The organism is Nocardioides sp. Z40_12 (assembly GCF_058215795.1).
On the sequence record NZ_JBZAJA010000001.1, the window covers coordinates 517777 to 543484 of the forward strand.

The window sequence follows — 25708 nt, forward strand, 5'->3', positions numbered from 1 at the left end:
GTGTGCGTGACCACTCCCGGCTCCGCAGATCTCGTCATCGTCGCCAACAGGCTGCCCGTGGACCGGCACACGCTGCCCGACGGGAGTCAGGGCTGGCGACGCTCACCGGGGGGCCTCGTCACCGCCCTCGAGCCGGTGCTGCGGGCCAACGACGGCGCCTGGATCGGGTGGCCCGGCGGCACCGAGGAGGGGCTCGAGCCGTTCGTCGAGGACGGGCTCAAGCTGGTCCCGGTCCACCTCACCGAGCAGGAGCTCCAGCAGTTCTACGAGGGCTTCTCCAACGCCACCCTGTGGCCGCTCTACCACGACGTCGTGGCCAAGCCGGAGTTCCACCGCGAGTGGTGGGACTCCTACGTCGTGGTGAACCGCCGCTTCGCCGAGAAGGCCGCAGAGGTCGCCGCCGAGGGTGCCACCGTGTGGGTGCACGACTACCAGCTCCAGCTGGTGCCGTCGATGCTCCGCGAGCTGCGCCCCGACCTGCGCATCGGCTTCTACCTGCACATCCCCTTCCCGCCCACCGAGCTCTTCCAGCAGCTGCCGTGGCGGCGCCAGGTGCTCGAGGGCCTGCTCGGCGCCGACCTGATCGGCTTCCAGCTGCCCGGCGGCGCCCAGAACTTCATCCGCCTGGTCCGTCAGCGGGTCGGCCACAAGACGCACCGCGACCTGGTCTACCTGCCGGACGGGCGCACGGTGCGCGCCGCCGCCTTCCCCATCTCCATCGACGCCGCCGACTTCGAGGAGCTCGCCCGCTCCGAGCCGGTGCAGAAGCGGGCGGCGGAGATCCGCCAGGCTCTCGGCAACCCGCGCAAGGTCTTCCTGGGCATCGACCGGCTCGACTACACCAAGGGCATCTACGCCCGGCTGCGCGCCTACAGCGAGCTGGTGGAGGAGGGTCACTTCGACGTCGAGGACGCCGTCTTCGTGCAGGTGGCGACCCCCTCCCGGGAGCGGGTCGAGCAGTACCGGATCCTGCGCGACGAGATCGACCGCCTGGTGGGCCGGATCAACGGCGACCTCGGCAAGATCGGACAGCCCGCGATCTCCTACATGCACTCCTCGTTCCCCCGGGAGGAGATGGCCGCCCTCTACCGCGCCGCCGACATCATGGTGGTCACGCCGCTGCGCGACGGGATGAACCTGGTCGCCAAGGAGTACGTCGCCTGCCGCTACGACGCCGACGGCGCCCTGGTGCTCTCGGAGTTCGCCGGCGCGGCCAACGAGCTGCGCCAGGCCTGGCTGATCAACCCCTACGACATCAACGGGATGAAGGCGGCGCTGCTGGAGGCCTTCCGGGCCACCGACAAGGAGCGCACCCGCCGGATGAAGGCGATGCGCAAGACGGTCGTCGACCACGACGTGGCCACCTGGGCCACGGAGTTCCTCGACGAGCTCTCGCAGGTGCGCAGCGACCACGGCAAGACGGTCCGCCCGGCCCACCCGGGCTGAGCGACCCTCAGGCGGTGTCGCCGTTGACCGCGGCGCTCATCTCGGCCAGCAGCGGACCGGCGAGCTCGGGCGGGAGCGCGGCCCAGCCGCGCTCGTAGCCGTAGACCTCGCGCAGCGGGACGGCGGAGCGCTGCCCGTCGAGGATGTCGATGTCGTCCGGGGTCAGGAAGCCCGGGTGCGGCACCCCCACCGCCTCGGAGACCTTGAGCAGGTCGCGGCGCAGCGACATCAGGTAGTTGGCGGCCCGGTCCTTCTTCAGCTCCACGTCGAGGCCGCGGGTGTAGCGGGCCTTCTGGGTGGCGACCCCCACCGGGCAGTGGTCGGTGTGGCACTTCTGGGCCTGGATGCAGCCGATCGACATCATCGCCTCCCGGCCCACGTTGACCATGTCGACACCCAGGGCGAAGGCGACCAGCGCGTTCTCGGTGAGGCCGAGCTTGCCGGCTCCGATGAAGGTCACGTCGTCGGCCAGCCCCGCCCGGGCGAAGCGCCGGTAGACCTCGCTGAACCCGATCCGGAACGGGTAGGCCACCGAGTCGGCGAAGATCATCGGCGCGGCCCCGGTGCCTCCCTCTCCCCCGTCGACGTTGACGAAGTCGACGCCGCGGCTCCCGCTCCCCATCTGGTCGACCAGCTGGTCCCAGAACTCCAGGTTGCCGACGGCCGACTTGATCCCCACCGGGAGCCCGGTCTCCTCGGCCAGCAGCTCGACGAAGTCGAGCATCGAGTCCACGTCGCCGAAGACGGAGTGGCGGCTGGGCGAGGCGCAGTCCACGCCGACCGGGATGCCGCGGATCTCCGCGATCTCGGGGCTGACCTTGGCCCCGGGGAGCATGCCGCCCAGCCCGGGCTTGGCGCCCTGGGAGAGCTTGATCTCCAGGGCCCGCACCGGCGCCGAGGCGACCAGCTCCTTGAGCCGGCCCAGGTCGAAGCGGCCCTGCTCGTCGCGGCAGCCGAAGTAGGAGGTGCCGAGCTGGAAGACGATCTCGCCGCCGTTGCGGTGGTGGGGCGACAGCCCGCCCTCCCCGGTGTTCTGCAGGCTCCCGGCGATCGCGGCGCCCCGGTTGAGCGCCTCGATCGCGGCGCCCGACAGCGACCCGAAGCTCATCCCGGAGACGTTGACCACCGAGCGCGGGCGGAACGCGTGCCGGCGCCCGCGGGGGCCGCCCAGCACCTTGGCCGACGGCAGCGGCACGCCCTCGTCGCCGTGCGGCGCGGTGGCGGCGCCCTCCCCCATGAAGGTGCGGTGCTTGATGATCGGGTAGCCGGCGACCTGCTCGACGTCGTTGTCGGTGCCGAACCCGAAGTAGTTGTTCTCCAGCTTGGCGCTGGCGTAGACCCAGCGGCGCTGGTCGCGGCTGAACGGGCGCTCCTCGTCGTTGCTGGTGACGATGTACTGGCGCAGCTCGGGCCCGATGGTCTCCGCCCAGTAGCGGAAGTGCCCGATGACCGGGAAGTTCCGCAGGATCGCGTGCTTCTTCTGGGTGAGGTCGTAGGCCACCACGCCCCCCAGGACGGTGGTGGCCAGGCCGGTCGCGCTCTTCCATCGCATGGTCCGTGTCTAGCTCGCCGCACCACGCGTTGTCGAGGACGGGGCTAGATTCGTCCCCATGGATCTCGTCCCCCGGCCCGGGCAGGTCGTCGCGGCGGCCGGCAACCTCGCCCAGATGGTCCTGTCGGGCGGGGTGGCCGACCTGCGGCCGCTGCCCCGGACCAGGGTCGAGGAGGGGGAGCACCGCGAGCTCTACCGCTACCGGCCCCGGCCGCACGAGGCGCAGCACGGCGACCCGGTCCTCCTGGTGCCGCCGCTGGCCGCGCCCGCCCTCTGCTACGACCTGCGCCGCGGCTGCTCGCTGGTCGAGCACCTGGTGGAGCGGGACCGGCCCACCTACCTGGTCGAGTACGGCGAGGTCTCCTTCCGCGACCGCGACCTCGACCTCGGGCCCTGGGTCGGGTCGGTGCTGCCGGAGACCGTCGAGGCGGTCTCGCGCGATGCCGGCGGCCGGCCGGTCCACGTCGTGGGCTGGAGCCTGGGCGGGACCTTCGCGGTGCTGGCCGCGGCCGACCGGCCGGACCTGCCGATCGCCTCGGTCACCGCGCTGGGCACGCCCTTCGACGTCGACCGGGTGCCGATCGTGGCGCCGGCCCGACCGCTGCTCGACCTCGCCGACCTGGGCGGTCCGCTCGGCCGGCTCTACCAGGCGGTGGCCGCCCCCCAGCCCCTGGTCCGCTGGGCCACCGAGCTGGGCAGTGTGCAGCGGCTGATCACCGGCCCCCTGGCCCGGGTGGTCAACCTCGAGGACCGCGACTACCTCGCCCAGCTCGAGGCGGTCGGCCGGTTCACCGAGCGGATGGCCGCCTACCCGGGCCGGACCTACGGCCAGCTCTACCACCGGTTCGTCCCCCCCGGCGTGGCCGCGACCGGGCTCGTCCCCGTCGGCGACCGGACGGTCGACCTGGCCCGGGTGACCGCACCCGTGCTGCTCTTCGCCGGGATGCACGACGCGATCGCGCCGATCTCGGCCATCCGGCCCGTCGTCAGGCTGCTGACCGGCGCCGCGGAGGCGAGGTTCGAGATGGTCCCCGGCGGCCACCTCGGCATGCTCACCGGCCGCCAGGCACGGAGCACCACCTGGCCGGTCCTCGACGAGTGGCTCGACCAGTGGTCGGGTCGCAAGGAGCCGAAGGCCGGGGCGAACCGCAAGCGCCGGCGCCGCCCGACGTAGCCACGACGGAGCGCCAGGTCTTCGGGCCGACGCTCGGGGCCGAGCCACCGAACTCGCCGATCTGCCCGGCCCTGTCCCCCGCTGGCCCTAGGGTGCCGCCATGACCGAGACAGGTGTGACCCCCGCCACCCGACTGCCGGCCCGCGTGCGGTTCGGCTACGGGTCGGGCTCGGTGGCCACCGGCGCGTTCGGCACGGTGCCCGGGCTGATGCTGCTGCCGTTCCTCACCGACACTCTCGGGATCGCCGCCCTGTGGGCGGGGCTGATCGTCTTCGCCCCCAAGGCCTGGGACGTGGTCCTCAACCCGGTCGCCGGCCGGATCAGCGACCGCACCGTGGATCCGCGCGGCCCTCGTCGTCCGTGGCTGCTGCGGGCGGGCCTCGCGCTGGCGGTCTGCTTCGCGCTGATCTTCGCCGCGCCCGAGATGGGGTCGAAGGTGGCCGAGGCCGGCTGGGTGCTGGCGCTCTTCCTGGCCGCGGCGACGGCGTACGCGTTCTTCCAGGTGCCCTACGTCTCGATGCCCGCCGAGATCACCGACTCCTACGCCGAGCGCACCCGGCTGATGACCTGGCGGGTGGCGATCCTCGCGTTCACGATCATGCTGGCCGGCGCCACCGCCCCGCTGATCCGCGACGGGGTCGGCGGCCGCGACGGCTACCGGGTGATGGGCGTGGTGATGGCGCTGGTCATCGCGCTCGGGGTGGTGAGCGCCTACCGCGGCACCCGGCACGCCCCGGTCGGCCGGGTCGCGGCCGGCACCGGCTCGTTCCGCGAGCAGCTTCGGGTGGTCGGGCGCGCCCGGGACTTCCGGCTGCTGCTGATCACCTTCGTGCTCCAGGCGCTGGCCACCGGCTGCATGCTGGCCGGCGTCGACTACCTGGCGGGCGACGTGCTGGACAGCTCCGGGGCGGCGACCCTGCTCTTCGTCTGCTTCGTCGGCCCGGCCCTGGTGCTGACCCCTGCCTGGGCCCGGGTCGGCGGACGGCTGGGCAAGAAGAACGGCTACCTGCTCTCGTCCCTGGTCCTGGCCGCCGGGGCCGCGCTGGCCGCCACCGCCCAGGTGGCCCCGACCGGAGTCGTCTTCGCCGCCACCGCGCTGGTCGGCGTCGGGTACGCCGGCTGCCAGGTCTTCCCGATGGCGATGATGCCGGACGCGGCCGCGGTCGACACCCGGCGGACCGGCGAGAACCGGGTGGGCGTCTACACCGGCGTCTGGACCGCCGGGGAGACCCTGGGGCTGGCCCTGGGCCCCGGCGTCTTCGCCGTGGTGCTGGCGCTGGGCGACTACCGCTCCTCGACCGATGGCGGCGCCGTCCAGCCCGACTCCGCGCTGACCGCGATCACCTACGGCTTCAGCCTGCTGCCCGCGGTGCTGGTGCTGCTCAGCCTCTGGTGGCTGCGCGGCTACCGGCTGGAGGCCGCCGACGTCGACCTCGAGGAGAGCCGTGCCTGACGCCCTGACCCTGCTGCACGCCCGGCAGGCCGCCGACCTGCCGGTGCACGGCGGCCGCACCCTGGCCTACGTCTACGACTCCGGGCTCTCCGAGGTCGACGAGATCGGCCGACAGGCGGTCGCGGCGTACGCCGGCTCCAACGGCCTGGACCCCACCGCGTTCCCCAGCCTGCTGCAGATGGAGAACGAGCTGGTCGGCTTCGCCGCCGACCTGCTCGACGCGCCCGAGGGAGCGGTGGGCACGCTCACGTCGGGCGGCACCGAGTCGGTGCTCCTCGCGGTTCAGGCCGCCCGCGACGCGCACCCGGAGATCGAGCGGCCCTCGATGGTGCTGCCCGAGACCGCGCACGCCGCCTTCCACAAGGCCGCCCACTACTTCGGTGTGCGACCCGTGCTCGTCCCGGTCGGCCCCGACTTCCGCGCCGATCCGGTCGCGATGGCCGGCGCCCTCGACCCGAGCACCGTGCTGGTGGTCGCCTCGGCCCCGTCCTACGCGCACGGCGTCGTCGACCCGGTGCCCGAGATCGCGGCGGCCGCCGCCGCCCGAGGGATCCGCTGCCACGTCGACGCCTGCATCGGCGGCTGGGTGCTCCCGTACGCCGCGCGGCTCGGGCGTGCGGTGCCGCCGTGGACCTTCGCGGTCGAGGGCGTCACCTCGATCTCGGTCGACACCCACAAGTACGCCTACGCCCCCAAGGGCACCTCGCTCCTCCTGCACCGCACCAGCGCCCTGCGCCGTCCGCAGTACTTCGCCTCGGCCGCCTGGCCGGGCTACACGATGCTCAACTCCACGGTGCAGTCCACCAAGTCCGGCGGCCCCCTGGCCGGCACCTGGGCGGTGGTCACCACGCTGGGCCACGAGGGCTACCTGCGGCTGACCGCCCAGGTCCTGGAGGCGGTCGACCGGATCCGCGACGGTCTCGGGTCGCTCCCCGCGCTGCGCCTGGTCGTGGCCCCGGACTCGACGCTGCTCGCACTGGCCACCGACGGCAGCTGCGACCCCTTCACCCTGACCGACGAGCTGGCGGCGCGCGGTTGGTACGCCCAGCCCCAGATGTCGTACGGCGACCAGCCGGCCACCGTGCACCTCTCGGTGAGCGCGGCCACGCTGGCCCACGTCGACGAGCTGCTGGCCGCGCTCACCGCCTCGGTGGCCGCGGCGGTGGCCGCGGGTCCGGTCCGGGTCGACGCGGGCGTCGTGGCCTTCGTCGAGGCGCTCGACCCCGCTGCACTGACCGACGCCGACTTCGACGGCCTGCTCGCGGCGTCCGGCCTGCTCGCCGGCTCCGGTGCCGACCTGGCGCTGCCAGACCGGATGGCGGAGGTCAACGCGCTGCTCGACGTCGCGGCGCCGGCGATGCGGGAGGCGCTGCTGGTGGCCTTCCTGGACCGGCTCGCGCGACCGGTGCGTCCACCGGCCAGCTAGGTTGTCGGGCCATGGGAGCACGCGGACTCGCCTCGCTGGTCGAACGCGGCCTGATGGCCGAGGACTGGGCCCGGGCCCTGGAGCCGGTCGACGACCGGATCGCCGCCCTGGGGCGGTTCCTGCGGGACGAGGTCGCAGCCGGCCGTCCCTACCTGCCCGCCGGCGAGGCGGTCTTCCGGGCCTTCCAGCGCCCGCTCGCCGACGTCCGGGTGCTGGTCGTGGGCCAGGACCCCTACCCCACGCCCGGTCACCCGATCGGCCTGAGCTTCGCCGTGGCGCCCGACGTCCGCCCGGTCCCGCGCAGCCTGGTCAACATCTACCGCGAGCTGGCCGACGACCTGGGTCATCCCCCGGTCCCGCACGGAGACCTGAGCGCCTGGGCCGATCAGGGGGTGATGCTGCTCAACCGGGTGCTCACCGTGCGCCCCGGGGACTCCGGGTCGCACCGCGGGCGCGGCTGGGAGGCGGTGACCGAGCACGCGATCAAGGCGCTGGCCGCCCGGGGCGGCCCGTGCGTCGCCATCCTCTGGGGCCGGGACGCCCAGACCCTCAAGCCGCTGCTCGGACCGATCCCCTGGGTCGAGTCCTTCCACCCCTCGCCGCTCTCGGCCTCCCGCGGCTTCTTCGGCTCGCGCCCGTTCAGCCGGGTCGACCGGCTGCTCGAGGAGCAGGGCGGGACACCCGTGGACTGGCGCCTGCCGGAATAAAGTTGAGAGTTTAACTATTATGGTGGGCATGAACCGGATGCCCGCCCTCTTCCTCGGCCACGGCGCTCCCCCCCTGCTGGACGACCCCGTCTGGTCGGGCGAGCTCGCCGCCTGGGCCCGCGACCTGCCCCGGCCGAAGGCGATCCTGATCGTCAGCGCGCACTGGGAGTCCGCGCCGGTGAGCCTCACGGCCAGTGGCGCCGAGCTGGTCTACGACTTCGGCGGCTTCGCCCCGAAGTACTACGAGATGCGCTACGACACCCCCGACTCCACCGCCCTCGCCGCGCGGATCGCCGCGATGATGCCGGACACCCAGCCGGTGCACCAGCACGTCTCCCGCGGCCTCGACCACGGGGCCTGGGTTCCGCTGCGGATCATGTACCCCGCCGCGGACGTCCCGGTGGTGCAGATGTCGCTGCCCACCCAGGACCCCGGCACCCTCATGCAGCTCGGCGCGCGCCTCCGCCCGCTGCGTGACGAGGGCGTGCTGATCATCGGGTCGGGCTTCCTGACCCACGGGCTGCCCTTCCTGCGCGAGTTCCGGATCGACGCCCCCGCCCCCGGCTGGTCGCACGAGTTCGACGCCTGGGCCGCCGAGGCACTGGCCCGCGGCGACGTCGACGAGCTCGCCTCCTACCGGTCCAAGGCCCCCGGCATGCCCTACGCCCACCCGACCGTGGAGCACTACACGCCCCTCTTCGTGACGCTCGGCGCGGCCACCGTCGCCGACGACCCCGGGGACCAGCGGATCGACGGCTTCTGGATGGGCCTCTCCAAGCGGTCCCTCCAGGTCGCCTGAAGAGCTGGTGGTTTCACCGGGTCCCCGGCGAAACCGTCACTTCTTGACCGTTGCAACGGTCAAGAAGTGACAGGGATCCTCGGGGAGACCGGGCAGTTCACCGATCCAGACCCAGCGCGTGCCGCAAACGTCGCGCGGTCGCAGCGCGCTGGGACAGGTCCGACCAGACGAACCGGATCATCGATGCTCGCTCGGCCTCCCGCATCCGGTCCTCCCGCTGCTTCTCCCGGAAGACCGCGTCCCCCGCGGACTCGCCAGGACGCAACAGACGGCCGTACTTCACGGCACCGTCGAACTCGCCCAGCAGGCGCTCGTCCGGCCACCAGAAGTCACTGAGCCCGATCAGATGGCCGTGGAGGTCTGTCACCGGGTGCTGCAGCACAGGTTCGGGCACTCCCGCCCACCAGCACAGGTACCGCGAACGAGACTCGCCGACCGATTCAGCACCGTGCCTGGCGAGCCGCACCGTGGTCTGCAGACGGAGGGTTCCTGGCCAGCGTGCCATCCGCTCGTACGCCGCCCACACGCCGGCCAGGTCGGCAAGACCGCGATGCAGCACGGAGTCGAGGACGACCACCCCCGCCTCCACGTCCGCCAACGACGCGGCCTCCAACGCCGCCCGGACCGGCTTCATCGCATCCACCTCGGCCGTGACGATGTCCGAGGGTTCAACTTCACCCTGGTGGTAGACGAGATCGTGCCCACGCCTGCCTGCGGAGCCGTCGAGCACTGTCACGTGGACCCTGGTCAGGTCTGGGCGGTGGAGGGAGAGACCGTGCAGGACAGCGGCTGAGGTGTGGCTCGGCACCACGGAACCTGGCCGGTGGGTCAGCAGGACCGCGTGCACGGCCAGTGCATGCCTGCCCTCCGGATCGGCTTCCGCCCATCGGCTGGCGTCGACGTACGCCCCGTGACGTACCCGGTGGAGCACCTTGCCGCGAAGCGCGGCCGACAGGTCCCGGTCGCGGTACCCATGGGCAAGGGCGTCACGGCGTAGGAACACACCACTGGGGCGGAGCTGGGAGAGATCGAGCACGATGAACTCTCTGACCGAACCGGTCGTGAACGCCTCGCCACCACCGTGCTTCTGGGGAGGAAAGCCGACCCCTTGCGCCTGTGCACGCCCAAGGGTCCGAAACCGGGGACTTCCCTACTTCTCCCGCCAGTTCCTGACCGTTGCAACGGTCAGGAACTGGCGGGTTCGCCGGGGCCCCGGCGAAACCAACAGGGACGCACCGCAAGCACGGGGGGCGACCCGCGGCCAGGAGTGCGAGACTGACACCCGTGAAGATCCTCTCGATCCAGTCCCACGTCGCCTACGGCCACGTCGGGAACTCGGCCGCCGTCTTCCCGCTCCAGCGTCGCGGCCACGAGGTGTGGCCGGTGCACACCGTCAACTTCTCCAACCACACGGGCTACGGGTCGTGGGGCGGGCCGCTGCTGGCCCCCAGCGACGTGGCGGCCGTCGTCGACGGCATCGAGGACCGCGGAGTCCTCGGCGAGGTGGGCGCCGTGCTCTCCGGCTACCAGGGCGGCGCCGGGATCGCCGACGTGATCCTCTCGGCGGTCGCCAAGGTGAAGGCGGCCAACCCCGAGGCGACCTACACCTGCGACCCGGTGATGGGCAACGCCAAGTCGGGCTGCTTCGTCGACCCCGGCATCCCGCCGATCATCCGCGAGCGCGTCGTGCCCGTGGCCGACATCATCACCCCCAACCAGTTCGAGCTCGGCTTCCTCACCCACACCGAGCCCGACACCCTGGAGAGCACCCTGGACTCCGCGGACAAGGCGATGGCGATGGGCCCGAGCACCGTGCTCGTCACCAGCGTGGAGCGCCCGGACCGCCCCGAGGGGACCATCGAGATGATGGCCGTGACCGCCGAGGGCGCGTGGATCGTGCAGACCCCGCACCTGCCGTTCAAGGCCAACGGGTCCGGCGACGTCACCGCGGCGCTCTTCACCGCCCACCTGCACGAGACCGGCTCCGCGGCCCAGGCGCTGGCCGCCACCACCTCCAGCGTCTTCGACCTGCTGCAGGCCACCCTCGACTCCGGCGAGCGCGAGCTGCGGCTGGTCCAGTCCCAGGAGGTCTTCGCGAACCCGCGGATGCAGTTCGAGGTCCGACAGGTCCGCTGACTACGATGTGCGGGCGCTCTCCGCGAGATGGCGCACGCCGGTGTAGCTCAGTTGGTAGAGCGCCATACTTGTAATATGGATGTCGCGGGTTCGACTCCTGTCACCGGCTCCACGCAAGATGTCCCCCATGACGCCCCTGGACCTGCCCCACCACGACGGCTCGAGCGTCTACCTCGACAGCGGGCGCGGCGTCGACGTCCCGCCGCACCTGGGCGACCTGGTCACGGTCCGGGTCCGCACCGCCGCCGCCGACCCGGTCGAGGCGATGTGGGTGCGCACGACGTACGACGCGGAGCCGGTGTACCACCTGATGGTCGCCCGGCCCGTCGGCGAGGGGGAGACCGCGCGCTGGTGGCACGGCACCCTGCCGGTCCACAACCCGGTGACCCACTACCGCTTCCTGCTGACGCGCGGCGGCGAGCAGCAGTGGCTGACGGGCGCGGGCCCGGTGGACCACGACGTGCCGGACGCCTTCGACTTCAAGGTCTCCGCCCATCCGGAGGCACCCGGCTGGGCGCGTGACGGAGTCATCTACCAGGTCTTCCCCGACCGCTTCGCCCGCTCGGCCGCGGCCGACGAGCGGACGGTGCCCGACTGGGCCGTCCCGGCCGGCTGGGACGACGAGGTCCTCTTCGAGGGCCACGACCCACGCACCCCGCTCCAGCTCTTCGGGGGCGACCTGGACGGGCTCACCGAGCACCTCGACCACGTCGAGGAGGTGGGGGCCGACATCGTCTACACCACCCCCGTCTTCCCCGGCGAGAGCAACCACCGCTACAACGCCTCCACCTTCGACCGGGTCGACCCCCTGCTCGGCGGCGACGAGGCGTACGCCCGGCTGAGCAGCGCGGTCCACGAGCGCGGCTGGCGACTGCTGGGCGACCTGACCACCAACCACACCGGCGACACCCACGAGTGGTTCCGCACCGCGCTCAGCGACCCCGAGTCGCCCGAGCGCGGCTACTACTTCCTCGACGACGACGGCGACTACGAGTGCTGGATGGGCCACCGCACGCTGCCCAAGATCGACCACACCAGCCCCGCTCTGCGCGCCCGGATGGTGGAAGGGCCCGACTCCGTCGTCGCCCGCTGGATGCGCCCGCCCTTCGCGCTGGACGGCTGGCGCATCGACGTCGCCAACATGACCGGCCGCCTCGGCGCCGTCGACGTCGCCCACGACGTGGCCCGCGCGGTACGCCGCACCGCGACCGCCGAGCGCGCCGACGCCTGGGTGATCGGCGAGCACAACCACGACGCCACCGGCGACGTCGACGGCGACGGCTGGCACGGCGCCATGAACTACTCCGGCTTCTCCTGGCCGGTCTGGTCGTGGCTGCGCGACCCGGCGAGCCCGGCCCGCGCCTTCGGCCGCCCCCTCCCGGTGCCTCGGCGCGACGGCCACGCACTGGTCCGCGCCCTGCGCGACTGGCAGGGCTCGCTGGGCTGGCGGGCCACCGCGGCCGGGTGGAACATCCTGGGCTCCCACGACAGCGCCCGGATCCGCACCGTCGTCGGTTCCGCCGAGGTGCACCGGGTCGCCGCCGGCCTGCAGTTCACCATGCCCGGGATCCCGATGGTCTTCGCCGGCGACGAGATCGGCCTGGAGGGCGTGCTCGGTGAGGACTCGCGCCGCCCGATGCCCTGGCACCGCCGCGAGGAGTGGGACACCGCCACCCTGGCGACGTACGCCGCGCTGGCCCGGGTGCGCCGGGAGCATCCCGCCCTGCGCCGCGGCGGACTGCGGTGGGCGCACGTCGGCGCCGACGCGGTGGCCTACCTGCGCGAGCACCCCGAGGGCACCGTGCTGGTCACCGCCCGACGGGCCGGCGGCGCCGCGATCGAGGGGCTCCCGTCGGGACGCCTCCTGCTGGCCACCGAGGACGGTGTCGACGCGGCCCCCGGCGCGGCGTACGACGGGCCGGTGCTCACCGTCCATCTGGCCCGGTGAGACGGGGCACTTCGCCTCTGTCCGCGGCCGGGGACGCTTCCTACGTTGAGGGACGTGACCACGACCGTCGACAGGCTCGCTCGCCGAGTCGGGCTTGACGACGTCCTTCTCGACGTCAAGCTGTCGGTCCCGACGCCCACCCCCGGGCTCCTGAGCCGCGCCTGGCTCACGGACGCGGCCCGCCAGACCGGAGCCGTCGCGGTGGGCGTCACCGCACCCGCCGGCTACGGGAAGTCGGCCCTGCTCCACGAGTGGGCCCAGCGCGAGCACCGCAGAGTCGGCTGGGTCTCGCTGGACGCACTCGACGACCACGCGGACCGCCTGCTCTTCCTGCTCGCCTCCGCCCTCCAGCGCACGTCACCGGAGCAGGCAGGCCCGGCCGTCGCCACGCACAGCCGGGACGCGGCTCACCTCGCCGCGGCGTTCAGGCAGACGGCGACCCCGTTCGTGCTGTTCCTCGACGACCTGCACGTGCTCCGTTCCCCCGAGTGCCACGACGTCCTGGGCATCGTCGGGGCCGCGGTCCCGGCCGGCTCCCAGGTCGTGTGCGCCAGCCGCCACGCCCAGCCGCACCTGCCCCGGCTCCGCGCCGCCGGCGCGGCGATCGAGCTGACCGGAGCCGATCTGCGTCTCGACGCGGCCGGTGCCGCGCACATCTTCGCGGCCGCCGGCACGCACCTCACCCCCGAGCGGGCCCGGGAGGTGACCGAGCGGACCGAGGGCTGGCCGGTCGGCCTCCACCTGGCCGCCCTCGTCGCCCAGGCCCACGTCGACGCCGGCCCGGCCGAGGCCGTCACCGGGACCGACCCCTTCATCGCCGACTACTTCCACCGCGAGGTCTTCGGCGACCTCGACCCGGCGACCCAGCGGTTCCTGCGACGCACCGCCGTCCTCGACCGGCTCCACGGCCCGCTGTGCGACGCCGTCCTGGAGGAGCAGGGCGCCCAGGACCGGCTGCGCACCCTCGAGGCGTCGAGCTCCTTCCTCGTCCCCCTCGACCGGACGAGGGGGTGGTACCGCTATCACCCCCTCTTCCGGGAGTTCCTGCTGGCAGAGCTCGGCAGCGTCGAGCCGGAAGTGACCGAGAAGCTGCACCTGCGCGCCGCGGACTGGTTCGAGTCCCACGGTGCCCCGGAGCGGGCGGTGGAGTGCCTGCTGGCGACCAGCGACCTCCACCGGTGCGCCCAGCTGGTCACAGAGCTCGCCCTGCCCACCAGCAGCGCCGGCGACGTCTCGACGGTGCAGCGCTGGTTGGGGGCCCTGGGGGACTCCGTGATCGAGGCGCACCCGCCCCTGTCGGTCATGGCCGGCTGGGTGGCGGCCTCGGTGGGCGACACACCCCAGGCGCAGCGGTGGGCAGCCCGCACGCCGGACGTCCCCGACTCACTCGCCCCCCGGTCGATGCTGCGGGCCGCGATGTGTCCCGCGGGACCCGAGCAGATGAGGGCGGACGGGGAGCTCGCAGCCGCCGCCGCGGGGGCGCAGTGGAGTCCCTGGCGGGCCGCGTCCCTGTGCCTGCTCGCCGAGGCGCACCTCCTCTGCGGGGCCCTCGTGCAGGCCGCGGACCTCTTCGAGGACGCGAGCGCGGAGGCGCTCTCCGCAGGCAGCGCCGACGCGGTGGTGCACGGCGAGTCGAGCCTGGCCGTCCTCGACATGGACGCGGGCCGCTGGCGCGAGGCGGTGGACCATGTCGACCTTGCGCTGCGCACGGTCGCGCAGCACCGGCTGGAGGACTACGCGGTCAGCCTGCTCGCCTTCGCCGCCGCGGCCCGGCTGGCGATGCACCGCGGCGACCTGGCCCGGGCTGACGAGCGAGTCGAGCAGGCGATGCGTGCCCGAGCGGCATCCACCGTCGTGATGCCGTGCCTGGCGACCAGAGGACGCGTGCAGCTGGCGAAGGTGTGCTGGGCGCGCGGCGAGCACGCCAGTGCCCGGCGGCTGCTGAGCGAGATCGACACCGTCCTGAGACGACGGCCGGCACTCGGCGTACTGGCCGAGGAGGTCTCAGAGTTCCGCGCGCTGATCGCCCAGGGCGCCCGCACCGCTCCGCACGAGGCCCCCCTCACTCCGGCGGAGCTCCGGGTCCTGCCCTACCTGGCGACGCACCTGAAGATCGCCGACATCGGCGCACGCCTCCGGATCTCACGCAACACCGTCGCCTCGGAGGTCTCGGCCATCTACCGCAAGCTCGGCGTGACGTCGCGCGGCGAGGCGGTCGAGCGCGCGACGTTGCTGGGCCTGCTCGGCGGGTGAGCCGGTCAGTCCAGCACGTTCACGGCCCGCGCCACGATCAGCCCGACGATCACGAACGACGTCACGGCCTGGACCGACATGACTGCCTTGGCCCAGGGGGCGAGCGGCATCACGTCGGTGGGGCTGAACGCGGTGGCGTTGGTCAGACCGAGGTAGAGGTAGTCGTGGAACCGCGGGCACCAGCCCTCGGGGCTCACCTCAGGGCTCAGCTGCTGCGGGAAGGCCAGGTCGGGCGTGCGTGGCATCCGCTCGGCGCGCGCCGCGGCCCCGCCCCCGTCGAGCTCGAAGTAGAGCATGGCGCAGGCGATGACGGTGATCAGCCAGACGCAGCCACCCCACCACAGCAGCTCCCGCGCCGAGTCCGTCTGGGCACCGCCGTCGAGGATGTCGACGACGAGCTGGACCGTCGACCAGATGGCCCCCAGGGACAGCAGGGTGATCAGCGCGACCGAGGTGAGCCGCAGCGCGGTGGTCCGGCGCGAGATCCGCCCGGGGTCGCCGGCGAGCAGCGCCGCGAGCAGCAGCCCGGAGATGCTCGGGAGCACCCACGGCTGACCGAGCCGCAGGCTCTCGGGGAGCTGGGCCGTGAGGCCCATGGAGACCAGGACCGCTGCCGCCATGGGCCACCGCGTCTCGCCGTAGGCCTCGCGGCCCTCCCGCACGGACCTCCCCTTCATCAGTGGTGGAAGCCGGTGCCTTCCTCCGCACTCAGGGACTCCTTGGGCCCATGCTTGTCGAGCATCTTCATCGACCGCCGGTAGTCGTCGAGCAGCAGCGACGCCATGTCCCGGCTGAAGTCGTGCCGCACCAGGATTCGTTGGATGGCCAGGTCCTCCCGGTCGGGAGGCAACGTGTACGCGGGCACCTGCCAGCCACGAGTGCGCAGCCTGTCGGCGAGGTCGAAGAGGTTGAACCCGTGGTCCACGCCCTCCTTCAGCTTCCAGGTGAGGCCGGGGATGCCGCCTCGACCGTCGTAGATCATCTCGAACGGACCCATCTGGCCGATCTCGTCGGCCAGGTAGCGCGCGGTCTCGTAGCCTGCCTGGTGGATCTTGCGGTACCCCTCCCTGCCGAGCCGCAGGAAGTTGTAGTACTGGGCGACGATCTGGCCGCCGGGGCGGGAGAAGTTCAGGGCGAACACCGCCATGTCGCCGCCCAGGTAGTTGACGTGGAAGACCAGGTCGTCGGGGAGCTCCGCGGCGTCGCGCCACACCACCCACCCGACCCCGAGAGGCGCCAGGCCGAACTTGTGCCCGGAGGCGTTGATCGACTTCACGCGCGGTAGCCGGAAGTCCCAGATCAGGTCCGGCTCCACGAACGGCGCGATGAACCCTCCGCTGGCACCGTCGACGTGCATGGGCACGTCGAGCCCGGTGTCGGCCTCGAGCTTGTCCAGCGCGGCGGCCACGTCCGCGACGGGCTCGTACTGGCAGGTGAACGTGACCCCCAGCGTCGGGACGACCCCGATGGTGTTCTCGTCGACGCGCTTGAGCACCTCTTCGGGGTTCATGAGCAGCCGGTCGCCCTCCATCGGGATCTCCCGGTGCTCGACGTCCCAGTAGCGGGTGAACTTGTGCCAGCAGATCTGCACCGGGCCGGTGACCAGGTTGGGCCGGTCGGTGGGCTTGCCCTCGGCCCGACGACGCTCCCGCCACTTCCACAGCAGTGCCATCCCGCCGAGCATCGCCGCCTCGCTGGAGCCGGTGGTCGAGGTGCCCATGGTGTCGGCCGCCTCGGGGCTGTTCCAGAGGTCGGCGAGCATGTGCACGCAGCGCGCCTCGAGCTCGGCCGTCTGCGGGTACTCGTCCTTGTCGATCATGTTCTTGTCGACCGACAACGCCATCAGCTCGTTGATCTCGGGCTCGACCCACGTCTGGCAGAAGGTGGCGAGGTTCTGGCGCGAGTTCCCGTCGAGCATCAGCTCGTCGTGGACGACCTGGAAGGCGTGCCGGGGCACCTGCTCGTCGTTCGGGAACTTGTACTTCGGCATCGTGACCGAGAGGTCCGTCGAGGCGAAGACGTCGTCCTCGAGGGCGTCTCGCACTGAGCGTCGGTTGTGCAGCATGTCATTGGCTCCTCAGGTCGGCGCATGGCGCGCCTGTCGTGGTGGGCTGGGGTCGGCTAGGGCGTGGGGACCGTCTCCTCGGTCTCGAGCTTGTCGATCACGTCTTCGAAGTCGTCGAGCTTGTCCGGGCAGTAGGTCTGGACCACGGCGAGGTCGTAGCTGACCAGGCTCGGGTCCAGCACCACCCGGCGCAGGTGGCTGGAGTTGTTGCCGAACTGGGAGAGGGAGAGCTGGTGCTGCAGCTCGCCGGCGTTCTCACAGCTCACCCCCCCGTCGGTGCCGTAGAGCGCGGTCGCCGTCTCGGTGTCGAGTGCCGGCAGGCCGGCGTCGGCGAGCTTCGTGTTGAGCTGGGCGGCGAGCTCCCGCGCCTTGTCGCCGTCCGAGTCGGAGGCAGTGCCCGCGGCCGTGCACGCGGAGAGGCCCAGTGCCAGCGCGACCGCCAGGCCCGTCATCCGCCGCCGTGCGCGACGGCCTTCACGCGTCGTGATCATCGAAGCTCACGCCTCCTCAACCGGGGTGTCGGTATGGGTGTTCTCCGTGGAGGTCTCGACCTTCCACTCCGGCCGGCGCATCTTGTAGAGCACGAACGGCCAGACCCCGAGCAGGACGATCCCGGCCACCAGGATCAGGATGTAGACCCCCTGGGGCGTCGAGTCCGCGTTGCCCGACGGCTCGACGAAGCCGAGGAGGAACGCCGCGACGCTGGCCACGAACCCGACCGAGCCCACCACGGGCATGGCCGGGGTCCGGAAGCCGCGCTTGACTTCGGGGTGGGTCTTGCGCAGCCGCATGGCCGCCAGGAACATGACCATGTACATCAGCAGGTAGAGCTGCACGGCCATGGCGGTGAGGATCCAGAAGACCGACTGCACCGAGGGAAGGATCGCGAACAGCACAGCCATCGCGGTGACGATGAGCCCCTGGACCATCATGATCGGGACCTGCATCCCGTGGCTGTTGGTGCCCTGCAGTCGCGGAGGCAGGTAGCCCTCCTTGCCCACCAGCAGGAGACCCTTGCTCGGCCCGGGGATCCAGGTGACCACCGAGGCGAGGATCCCGATGACGATCAGCAAGGACATGACCGTCGTTCCCCAGGACATCCCGAGATGGTTGAAGAAGACGTCGAACGCCTGGAGCACGCCTTGGGTCAGGTTGACGCTGGATCCCGGCACGCCGATCGAGATGGCCAGGGTGGGGAGGATGAAGACGAAGAGGATGAGGATGACCGAGAGCACGATCGCCTTGGGGAACTCGACGCTCGGCTTGCGCATCTCCGTCACGTGGACGGCGTTCATCTCCATCCCGGCGTAGGAGAGGAAGTTGCTGACGATGAGCACGATGCTCGCCAGGCCGGTGAACTTCGGGAACCACTCCGCGTCGCTGACCGACGGGAGGTGCGAGGTTCCGCCGTCCTGCCAGTAGATGACTGCGAAGACGATCAACGCCGCTGCGGGCACGATCGTCCCGACCAGGAACCCCCACGTCCCCACCTTGGCGAACGCGTCGACGCCCAAGGTCGCGATGAAGGTGGAGAACCAGTACACCACCAGGATGACCAGCCCCGTGAAGAGGCCGGAGTTCGCCAGGCCCGGATCGAAGACGTAGGCGAGCGCGGACGCGAAGAAGGCCAGCTGGGCGGGATACCAGGCGACGTTCTGCATCCACTGCTGCCAGATCGCGAAGAAGCCCAGCTGGTCGCCGTAGGCCTCCTTGACCCAGACGAAGACTCCGCCCTTCCACCCGCTGGCCAGCTCGGCGGCCACGAGTGCCACCGGCACCATGAACAGGATGGCCGGCAGGATGTAGAGAAAGATCGATGCCCAGTCGTAGGCGGCCATGGCCGGCAGACCGCGGACGCTGGCGACCGCCGTGGCGATCAGGATCGCCATCGAGGTCCAGCTGATGTACGAGCTCTTCGGCGCCGAACGCTGCGCCGCAGGGGTCGAGCCGTCTTCCCGAGTAGCCATCTCAACACCTTCCGGTGGATTGCTCCGTCCCACGACGCTAGGTGCATTCCGCCGAGGCGGCATCACTCACAATGAGTGACGCGCCCAGCCGGATGGCGGTGGATGGTGATCTGGTGAACTACTGGGTCAGCGTCGTCTTCCGGGCCATCCCCCTGGCGATGATGGGCGTCTGCATCGGGTTCGGCGTCTACGTCTGGAACGCCGGCGACGCGCCGGGCAACTACGTGGCCGGCCGCGTCGTGACCTTCCTCGGCGCGATCTGCCTGTGCCTGTTCTGCACGGCCGCGACGATCATCCGTCAGCTGATCGGCCGCTTCAACGCCGTCGACCGCGTCCTCTACCCCGCGCTGGGCTACCTGGCGGCGGTCGTCACCGCCGCGTACGGCGTCTACATCTTCACCGGCGCCTCCGGGACCGGCCAGAGCCCGGAGTACGTCGCCGGGCACGTCGTCCTCGGTCTCGGCCTGATCTGCGGCTGCGTGGCCACCGTCGCCACCGCCTCCACCAAGTTCTCCCTCATCCCTCGCAACTCCGCCCGGCCGTCCACCGGACGCCCGCCTGCCGAGGCGTTCTCCAGGGGTTCGGTCCTGGTGCTGGCCGCGATCCCGGTGCTGCTGGCGGCGATCGCCTGGGGCTTCGGCCTCATCAACCTGGCGCTGCCCACCTCGCCCAGCCGGTTCACGGTGGGTCACGTGGTCAGCGGCCTCGCGACCATCTGCACGAGCCTGATCGCGCTGGTCTGGAGCATCCTGCGCCAGATCCAGGACGGCTACGGGGAGCGGGACCGCGTCGGCTGGCCCTGGCTCGTGATCGTGATGGGCGCCTTCTCCGTGGGCTGGGGCGTGGTGCTGCTGGTCCTCGACGCCGAGTCCTACTACCGCACCCCGGGGTTCGTCCTGATCGGCCTGGGGCTGGTCTGCTTCAGCATCCTGAGCAAGGTCGGCCTGCTGGCGCTGGTGTGGCGCCGTACCTTCAGCCTGGCCAACCGGGTGCCGCTGATCCCCGTGGTGACCGCGCTCAGCTGTCTGTTCCTCGCCGCGTTCGTCTTCCAGGCCGCCTTCACCGACTCAAGCGTCTTCATCGCCGCGCACGTGCTGGTGGGGCTGGGGGCGATCTGCTTCACCCTCTACTCGATCGTCTCCATCCTGGAGAGCGGCACCGCCTCCCCGAGCCAGGATCCGTGATCACGCGAGGGCGCTAGGCTGCCTCGATGGCGCTGCGGATCGTGGCACACCGACCGGACCCGGCGATCGTCCGGCTGCCCTGGCACCTGCCCCTGGCCGAGTGGGGCGACGACTACGTCGTCCCGCTGCCGCGCGGTCTCTCCCGCCACGTGGTGCGGATCGTGCGCCTCGGCTCGCGCACCTACGCCGTCAAGGAGACCCAGGAGCCGATCGCGTTCCGCGAGTACCGCACGCTGCGGGACCTGCGCCGCCTCGACCTGCCCACCGTGGCCCCCATGGGAGTGGTCGCGGGACGGACGGGCTCGGACGGCGAGGAGCTCCCCGCCGCGCTGGTCACCGAGCACCTGCGGTTCTCCCTCCCCTACCGGAGCCTCTTCGCGCACGGGGCGACCGCGGCCCACGTGCCGTCCCTGGTCGACGCCCTGGTGGTGCTGCTGGTCCGGCTCCACCTGGCGGGCTTCTACTGGGGCGACGTGTCGCTCTCCAACGCCCTCTTCCGGCGCAACGCGGGCGAGTATGCGGCCTACCTCGTCGACGCCGAGACCGGGGAGCTGCGCGCGACGCTCAGCGACCGGTTGCGCGAGCACGACATCACCGTGGGCTGCGAGAACGTCTTCGCCGAGCTGCTCGACCTGCAGGCCAGCGGCGTGGTCGCCGGCGAGATGACACCGCACCACGTGATCGACCTGCTCCGTGAGCGCTATGCCGCGCTGTGGGCGGAGCTGACCCGGGAGGAGGAGTTCTCCACCGACGAGATGTGGCGGATCGAGCAGCGCATCGAGCACCTCAACGACCTCGGCTTCGACGTCGACGAGCTCGACATCATCACCGACTACGACGGCGAGCAGGTGCGCATCCAGCCCAAGGTGGTCGAGCTCGGGCACCACGCGCGCGAGCTCGCGTCGCTGACCGGCCTGCACGTGGAGGAGAACCAGGCCCGACGGCTCCTCAACGACCTGGCGGCCTTCACCGCGACCCACGACCTCGGCCGCGAGGACCGCCACCTGGTGGCGAACATGTGGCTCACGACCGTCTACGACCCGATCGTCGCGATGATCCCCCCGCAGGCACGGGGCAAGCTCGAGCCCGCGGAGGTCTTCCACGAGATCCTCGAGCACCGGTGGTACCTCTCGGAGCAGGCCGGCCACGAGGTCGACATCTTCGAGACCGCCGGTGACTACATCGACCGGTTCCTCCCGACGAAGCCCGAGGAGGCGATCGCCGCCACCCCCGACGCGTAGGGGGTCAGCCGGCCGTGTCGCGGCCGAGCGGGTGCGGATCCCCACCGACCCCGTTGCGCGCCAGACCGCACGCGATCTCCTCCCCCACCTGCTACCTCCCGAGGTCGAGCCGGGCCAGCACCATGGCCGCGATCCGCCGCGGCGGGTGGGCCACGTCCACCACCATGCCCGCCTCGTCGGGCTGGAGCGGCTCCAGGGTGTCGAGCTGGGACTCCAGCAGGGTGGGCGGCATGAAGTGGGCCCGCTCCGACATCCGCTCCAGCAGCAGCCCCTTGTCGCCGACCATGTGGACGAAGAAGGTGCCCTCACCACCCCGGCGCAGCACGTCGCGGTAGGCACGGCGCAGTGCCGAGCAGCTGAGGATCGTCGGCTGCCCCGCCTCGTCCCGCTCCCGGGTCCAGTCGGCCAGCGACTGCAGCCACCCCCACCGGTCGTCGTCGGTCAGGGGGCGCCCCGACCTCATCTTCTCGATGTTCTCCGGCGGGTGGAAGTCGTCCCCCTCGGCCATCTCCCAGCCCAGCTCCTCCTGCACCGCCAGGGCCGCGGTGCTCTTGCCGGAGCCGGAGACCCCCATGAAGACCAGGTGGAACGGCGGCGCGTCCGAGGTGCTCATCCGACCAGCCAGAGCCCGCAGGCCAGCACGAAGATGGAGAGCCCCAGGGTCGTCTCCATCACCGTCCAGGTGCGCAGCGTCGTCTTGACGTCCATCCCGAAGAACCGGCTGACCAGCCAGAAGCCGGAGTCGTTGACGTGGGAGAGCACGGTCGCGCCGGCGGCGATCGCCATCACCAGGGCGACCAGCTGCACCGACGAGGGCCCCTCGGCGGCGACGGCCGCCGAGATGAGCCCGGCCGTGGTGGTCAGCGCCACCGTCGCCGACCCCTGCGCCACCCGCAGGATCGTGGCGACCACGAACGCCGAGAGGATCAGCGGGAGGCCGAGGTCCTCCAGCGACTCCGAGAGCGCGGAGCCGATGCCGCTGTAGCGCAGCACGCCGCCGAACATCCCCCCGGCGCCGGTGATCAGGATGATCGCGCAGATGGGCCCGAGCGCGTCGTTGAGGATCGACTCGACGTCGGCCAGCGAACGGCCCCGGCTGCCCAGGGTGTAGGTGGCGACCAGCAGGGTGATGAGCAGCGCCACCGGGGTCTGGCCGATGAAGATCAGGGAGTCGACCACCACCCCCTCCTCGTCGAGGTCCCCCGCGGTGCGCAGCGTGGTGAGCACCGTGTTGGCGCCGATCAGCACCAGCGGCAGCAGCAGGATGGCCAGCACGTGCCCGAACGAGGGGGCCCGACGCGGGGTCGTCTCCGCCTCGTCCGCACCTGACCCGCTCCGACCACCCGTCAGCACGCTGTCGTCGATCGGCACCATCACCTTCCCGGCGTAGGCGATCGTGAAGAGGTGGACCCCGACGTACCAGGCGATGACCGCGACCGGCACACCGATCAGGGTGGTCAGGCCGATGCTGGCCCCGATCTCGGCGGCGGCGGTGACCGGGCCGGGGTGGGGCGGGACGATCGCGTGCATCGCGGCGAACCCGCCGGCCGCCGGCAGGGCGTAGAGCAGCACCGAGCCGCCGAACCTGGTGGCGACCGAGAAGATGATCGGGAGGAAGACGACCAGGCCGGCGTCGAAGAAGATCGGCAGGCCGAAGAGGAGGGCCGAGACGCCGAGCGCGAACGGGGCCCGCTTCTCGCCGAACCGGTTGATCAGGGTGTCGGCCAGCACCTGGGCGCCCCCGGTGATCTCCAGGAGCCGTCCGATCATGGCGCCCAGGCCCACCAGGAGGGCGACCGTCCCCAGCGTGGAGCCGAACGCCCCGACCGCGACGCCGGCCACGTCGGCCAGCGGCACCCCCGCCGCGATCGCGGTGCCGAAGCTGACCAGGACGAGCGCGATGAAGGCGTGCATGCGGAGCCCGATGATGAGCACCAGCAGCACGGCGATGCCCGCGGCCGCGATCAGGAGCAGCGTGCCGGATCCGTAGACCGGGTCCATGGGGTCCATCGAGCCTCCTCGGAGTGGCGTGAGTCACACCGTAGCGTCAGGGACCGACGCTCCGCGCCGACCCGCTTGGTGGCAGGCTCTTCGTCGTGAAGACGTCCGACCCCCTCCTGTTCCGCCTCGGTCGTGGCACCGCCCGGCACTGGCTTGCGCTGGTCATCACCTGGAGCCTGCTCGTCGTCCTGGGCTTCGTCACCAGTCTCGGCCTCCTCGGGGGCAGCTCGCTCTTCGACCGCCTCGAGACCGGCGACATCGTGGCCCCCGGCCAGGCGCAGACGGCGCGTGACCTGATCACCGCCACCGACGAGGGCGCCCTCAACGTCACCGCGCGGGTCGACGGCGTCGACCTGGCCGACCCCGACCTCGCCCGTGACGTGACCGAGCTGGTGGAGCGCATCGAGGAGGTCGAGGGCGTCGGCGAGGTCACCTCCCCGATGACCACCCCCGGGTGGCCGCGCTCCCCCGACTCCTACGGCCTGGTGCAGGGCAACGACCCCGCCGGCGGCTCGTTCCTGGTGGTGGTCGAGGTGGGCAGCGAGATCGGGGGCGCCGTCCAGGACGAGGTCGTCGAGGTGCTCAGGACCGACGGGGAGCGGCTGCTCGGCTCGCATGGCGCCGAGGTCTCGGTGGGAGGCACCGGCCTGCTCGTCGACGACGTCGTCGACCAGATCAAGGCGGACCTGACCCGCGGCGAGGGGATCGCCCTCCCGCTCTCCCTGTTGCTGATGGTCTTCGTCTTCGGCGGCTTCATCGCGGCCGGCCTGCCGATCGCCGGGGCGATCGCGTCGATCTCCGGGGCCCTGGCCATCCTCTTCGGCTTCTCCTACCTGATCGACCTCGACGCCACGGTGGTCAACATCGTCACGGTGATGGGCCTGGCCCTCTGCATCGACTACGGGCTGCTGCTGGTGAGCCGCTTCCGCGAGGAGCTGGGGCACCTCGCGGAAGCCGACCGGACGGTCCCGCCCACCCGCGCCCAGGTCGAGGACGCGGTGGGGGCCGCCGTGGCGACCGCGGGCCGCACGGTGCTCTTCTCCGCCCTGATCGTCGGCATCTCGCTGTCGGGGCTGATGCTCTTCGAGGCCCCGGTGATGCGGGCGATCGGCGCCGCCGGCGTCGCGGTCGTCGTGGTCGCCCTGGTCGTGGCGCTCACCCTGGTCCCGGCCCTCTGCTCCTGGGGGGCCGCCCGGCTGGTGCGGCGCCAGGGGGCGGAGGCGGCGCCCGAGGACGGCGTCTTCAGCCGCCTGGCCAGGCTGGTGCAGCGCTGGCCGGTGCTGACCACCCTCGTCAGCGTCGCGGTGCTGCTGCTGCTCGCGCTCCCCGCGCTCGACCTGCGCCTCACCGCGTCGGGAGTCGAGCTGCTGCCCGAGGACGCCGAGCAGCGGGTCTTCATCGAGGACCTGGAACGGGACTACCCGGTCCTGGCCAGCCCGACCGTGACCCTGGTCGCCCAGGCGAGCCCCGAGGAGGCGGCCGCCCTGGTCGCGGAGCTGGAGGGCCTGGACGAGGTCACCTCCGTGGATCCGCCGCGCGTGCTCGGCCCGCTGCCCGAGGGGGTCGAGGCGGACGGGGCCGTCCCGGGCGGACCCGAGCTGGTCTCCCTCGGGGTGCACACCGACGGCGGCGCGATGGGCCAGGCGGCGCGCGACGTCGCCGCCGAGCTCCGCGACGCGGACCTCGGCGTGCCGACCTGGGTGGCCGGTCAGGCCGCGTCGCTCCAGGACTTCACCGACTCGGTCCACGACCGGGCCCCGTGGGCCGCGCTCTGGATCGCCGGAGCAACCTTCCTGCTCCTCTTCCTGCTCACCGGCAGCGTGGTGATCCCGGTCAAGGCGCTGCTGCTCAACATCGTCTCACTCGGCGCGAGCCTGGGGATCCTGGTCTGGGCGTTCCAGGACGGGGCGCTGGAGTCGGTGCTGGGCTTCGACTCGACGGGCGGCATCGAGTCGGTGATCCCGCTGCTGGTGCTCGCCTTCGGGTTCGGGCTCTCGATGGACTACGAGGTCTTCCTGCTGGCGCGCGTCATCGAGCTGCACGAGCAGGGCCAGGACGACGACACCGCCGTACGGGTCGGCCTCCAGCGGTCGGGACGGATCATCACCTCCGCGGCGGCGATCATGGTCATCGTCTTCTCCGGCTTCGCGGCCGGCGAGATGCTGGTGATCAAGCAGACGGGCTTCGCCCTCGCGGTCGCGGTGCTGATCGACGCGACGATCGTCCGGATGATCATCGTGCCCGCCACGATGACGATGCTCGGTCGCTGGAACTGGTGGGCCCCGCGGTGGATGAAGCGCTTGCACGCCAAGTACGGCGTGAGCGAGCACTCCTCCCCCGTGCGGGCCGGGTGAGC

The 25708-nt window shown here is 71.8% G+C and carries 20 protein-coding genes and 1 tRNA gene; 13 read left to right on the top strand and 8 right to left on the bottom strand.

What is annotated here, in order from left to right:
* Complete coding sequence (locus tag AC4BG9_RS02475) at positions 1–1446, top strand: alpha,alpha-trehalose-phosphate synthase (UDP-forming) (protein WP_490569492.1); 1446 nt, start codon at positions 1–3, stop codon at positions 1444–1446.
* A gap of 7 nt (positions 1447–1453) precedes the next feature.
* On the opposite strand, the gene AC4BG9_RS02480 is transcribed toward AC4BG9_RS02475, so the two are convergent.
* The gene (locus tag AC4BG9_RS02480; RefSeq protein WP_490569493.1) at positions 1454–2998 is read right to left on the bottom strand and encodes a glutamate synthase-related protein; all 1545 of its coding nucleotides are present in this window, start codon (positions 2996–2998) and stop codon (positions 1454–1456) included.
* A 58-nt stretch (positions 2999–3056) separates the two neighbouring features.
* Here AC4BG9_RS02480 and AC4BG9_RS02485 point away from each other — a divergent pair, with 58 nt between their 5' ends.
* From AC4BG9_RS02485 to AC4BG9_RS02505, 5 genes are all read left to right on the top strand, one after another.
* Positions 3057–4172: an alpha/beta fold hydrolase gene (locus AC4BG9_RS02485; protein WP_490569494.1), complete on the top strand. Its 1116-nt coding sequence runs from the start codon at positions 3057–3059 to the stop codon at positions 4170–4172.
* Positions 4173–4272: 100 nt separating this feature from the next.
* A complete protein-coding gene (locus tag AC4BG9_RS02490; RefSeq protein WP_490569495.1) occupies positions 4273–5625 on the top strand; it encodes an MFS transporter in 1353 nt (450 codons plus the stop codon).
* Positions 5618–7051: a pyridoxal phosphate-dependent decarboxylase family protein gene (locus AC4BG9_RS02495; RefSeq protein ID WP_490569496.1), complete on the top strand. Its 1434-nt coding sequence runs from the start codon at positions 5618–5620 to the stop codon at positions 7049–7051. The genes AC4BG9_RS02490 and AC4BG9_RS02495 overlap by 8 nt, the downstream gene beginning before the upstream one ends.
* An 11-nt stretch (positions 7052–7062) precedes the next feature.
* Entirely contained in the window at positions 7063–7758 is a 696-nt protein-coding gene (locus AC4BG9_RS02500; RefSeq protein WP_490569497.1) for a uracil-DNA glycosylase, read from the top strand.
* A gap of 28 nt (positions 7759–7786) precedes the next feature.
* The gene (locus AC4BG9_RS02505; protein ID WP_490569498.1) at positions 7787–8557 is read left to right on the top strand and encodes a dioxygenase family protein; all 771 of its coding nucleotides are present in this window, start codon (positions 7787–7789) and stop codon (positions 8555–8557) included.
* A 97-nt stretch (positions 8558–8654) separates the two neighbouring features.
* Here the strand turns inward: AC4BG9_RS02505 and AC4BG9_RS02510 are convergent, their stop codons facing one another.
* Entirely contained in the window at positions 8655–9593 is a 939-nt protein-coding gene (locus AC4BG9_RS02510; protein WP_490569499.1) for a hypothetical protein, read from the bottom strand.
* Positions 9594–9841: 248 nt separating this feature from the next.
* Here AC4BG9_RS02510 and pdxY point away from each other — a divergent pair, with 248 nt between their 5' ends.
* The 4 genes from pdxY to AC4BG9_RS02530 all read left to right on the top strand — a co-directional run bounded on the left by pdxY (position 9842) and on the right by AC4BG9_RS02530 (position 14894).
* Entirely contained in the window at positions 9842–10693 is an 852-nt protein-coding gene (pdxY, locus tag AC4BG9_RS02515) for a pyridoxal kinase PdxY (RefSeq protein WP_490569500.1), read from the top strand.
* Between the two features lie 36 nt (positions 10694–10729).
* Positions 10730–10805: transfer RNA gene (locus tag AC4BG9_RS02520), tRNA-Thr, on the top strand.
* Between the two features lie 15 nt (positions 10806–10820).
* Positions 10821–12641, top strand: coding sequence for a glycoside hydrolase family 13 protein (locus tag AC4BG9_RS02525; RefSeq protein ID WP_490569501.1), 1821 nt, complete (start codon positions 10821–10823; stop codon positions 12639–12641).
* 54 nt (positions 12642–12695) lie between these two features.
* Positions 12696–14894 (top strand): helix-turn-helix transcriptional regulator, encoded by a 2199-nt coding sequence (locus AC4BG9_RS02530; RefSeq protein ID WP_490569502.1) that lies wholly within the window; start codon positions 12696–12698, stop codon positions 14892–14894.
* A 5-nt stretch (positions 14895–14899) separates the two neighbouring features.
* On the opposite strand, the gene AC4BG9_RS02535 is transcribed toward AC4BG9_RS02530, so the two are convergent.
* From AC4BG9_RS02535 to gadC, 4 genes are read right to left on the bottom strand one after another with little or no spacing between them, the layout of a single operon-like run.
* A complete protein-coding gene (locus AC4BG9_RS02535) occupies positions 14900–15556 on the bottom strand; it encodes a hypothetical protein (protein ID WP_490569503.1) in 657 nt (218 codons plus the stop codon).
* A 14-nt stretch (positions 15557–15570) separates the two neighbouring features.
* The gene (gene gad, locus AC4BG9_RS02540) at positions 15571–16959 is read right to left on the bottom strand and encodes a glutamate decarboxylase (protein ID WP_490569504.1); all 1389 of its coding nucleotides are present in this window, start codon (positions 16957–16959) and stop codon (positions 15571–15573) included.
* 56 nt (positions 16960–17015) lie between these two features.
* Entirely contained in the window at positions 17016–17450 is a 435-nt protein-coding gene (locus tag AC4BG9_RS02545; protein WP_490569505.1) for a hypothetical protein, read from the bottom strand.
* 6 nt (positions 17451–17456) lie between these two features.
* On the bottom strand, positions 17457–18926 hold the full coding sequence (gene gadC, locus AC4BG9_RS02550; RefSeq protein ID WP_490569506.1) for a glutamate/gamma-aminobutyrate antiporter GadC: 1470 nt from the start codon (positions 18924–18926) through the stop codon (positions 17457–17459).
* 71 nt (positions 18927–18997) lie between these two features.
* Here gadC and AC4BG9_RS02555 point away from each other — a divergent pair, with 71 nt between their 5' ends.
* Entirely contained in the window at positions 18998–20110 is a 1113-nt protein-coding gene (locus AC4BG9_RS02555) for a DUF2776 family protein (protein WP_490569507.1), read from the top strand.
* Between the two features lie 26 nt (positions 20111–20136).
* Positions 20137–21351 carry a DUF4032 domain-containing protein gene (locus AC4BG9_RS02560; RefSeq protein WP_490569508.1) on the top strand — a complete coding sequence of 405 codons (1215 nt, stop codon included), beginning with the start codon at positions 20137–20139 and terminating at the stop codon, positions 21349–21351.
* 91 nt (positions 21352–21442) lie between these two features.
* On the opposite strand, the gene AC4BG9_RS02565 is transcribed toward AC4BG9_RS02560, so the two are convergent.
* Together AC4BG9_RS02565 and AC4BG9_RS02570 are read right to left on the bottom strand one after the other, a co-directional pair.
* Positions 21443–21964 (bottom strand): gluconokinase, encoded by a 522-nt coding sequence (locus AC4BG9_RS02565; protein ID WP_490569509.1) that lies wholly within the window; start codon positions 21962–21964, stop codon positions 21443–21445.
* Positions 21961–23361: a GntP family permease gene (locus AC4BG9_RS02570; RefSeq protein WP_490569510.1), complete on the bottom strand. Its 1401-nt coding sequence runs from the start codon at positions 23359–23361 to the stop codon at positions 21961–21963. The genes AC4BG9_RS02565 and AC4BG9_RS02570 overlap by 4 nt, the downstream gene beginning before the upstream one ends.
* 86 nt (positions 23362–23447) lie before the next feature.
* On the opposite strand from AC4BG9_RS02570, the gene AC4BG9_RS02575 reads away from it, so the two are divergent.
* Positions 23448–25706, top strand: coding sequence for an MMPL family transporter (locus AC4BG9_RS02575; RefSeq protein ID WP_490569511.1), 2259 nt, complete (start codon positions 23448–23450; stop codon positions 25704–25706).
* The last annotated feature ends 2 nt before the right edge of the window (positions 25707–25708 follow it).

What these genes read in the sequence shown, in the direction of transcription:
- AC4BG9_RS02480 (WP_490569493.1), bottom strand. Translation starts at nt 2,998, where the DNA reads ATGCGATGGAAGAGCGCGACCGGCCTGGCCACCACCGTCCTGGGGGGC.
- AC4BG9_RS02485 (WP_490569494.1), top strand. Translation starts at nt 3,057, where the DNA reads ATGGATCTCGTCCCCCGGCCCGGGCAGGTCGTCGCGGCGGCCGGCAAC.
- AC4BG9_RS02490 (WP_490569495.1), top strand. Translation starts at nt 4,273, where the DNA reads ATGACCGAGACAGGTGTGACCCCCGCCACCCGACTGCCGGCCCGCGTG.
- AC4BG9_RS02500 (WP_490569497.1), top strand. Translation starts at nt 7,063, where the DNA reads ATGGGAGCACGCGGACTCGCCTCGCTGGTCGAACGCGGCCTGATGGCC.
- AC4BG9_RS02505 (WP_490569498.1), top strand. Translation starts at nt 7,787, where the DNA reads ATGAACCGGATGCCCGCCCTCTTCCTCGGCCACGGCGCTCCCCCCCTG.
- AC4BG9_RS02525 (WP_490569501.1), top strand. Translation starts at nt 10,821, where the DNA reads ATGACGCCCCTGGACCTGCCCCACCACGACGGCTCGAGCGTCTACCTC.
- gad (WP_490569504.1), bottom strand. Translation starts at nt 16,959, where the DNA reads ATGCTGCACAACCGACGCTCAGTGCGAGACGCCCTCGAGGACGACGTC.
- AC4BG9_RS02545 (WP_490569505.1), bottom strand. Translation starts at nt 17,450, where the DNA reads ATGATCACGACGCGTGAAGGCCGTCGCGCACGGCGGCGGATGACGGGC.
- gadC (WP_490569506.1), bottom strand. Translation starts at nt 18,926, where the DNA reads ATGGCTACTCGGGAAGACGGCTCGACCCCTGCGGCGCAGCGTTCGGCG.
- AC4BG9_RS02555 (WP_490569507.1), top strand. Translation starts at nt 18,998, where the DNA reads ATGAGTGACGCGCCCAGCCGGATGGCGGTGGATGGTGATCTGGTGAAC.
- AC4BG9_RS02560 (WP_490569508.1), top strand. Translation starts at nt 20,137, where the DNA reads ATGGCGCTGCGGATCGTGGCACACCGACCGGACCCGGCGATCGTCCGG.
- AC4BG9_RS02565 (WP_490569509.1), bottom strand. Translation starts at nt 21,964, where the DNA reads ATGAGCACCTCGGACGCGCCGCCGTTCCACCTGGTCTTCATGGGGGTC.
- AC4BG9_RS02570 (WP_490569510.1), bottom strand. Translation starts at nt 23,361, where the DNA reads ATGGACCCCATGGACCCGGTCTACGGATCCGGCACGCTGCTCCTGATC.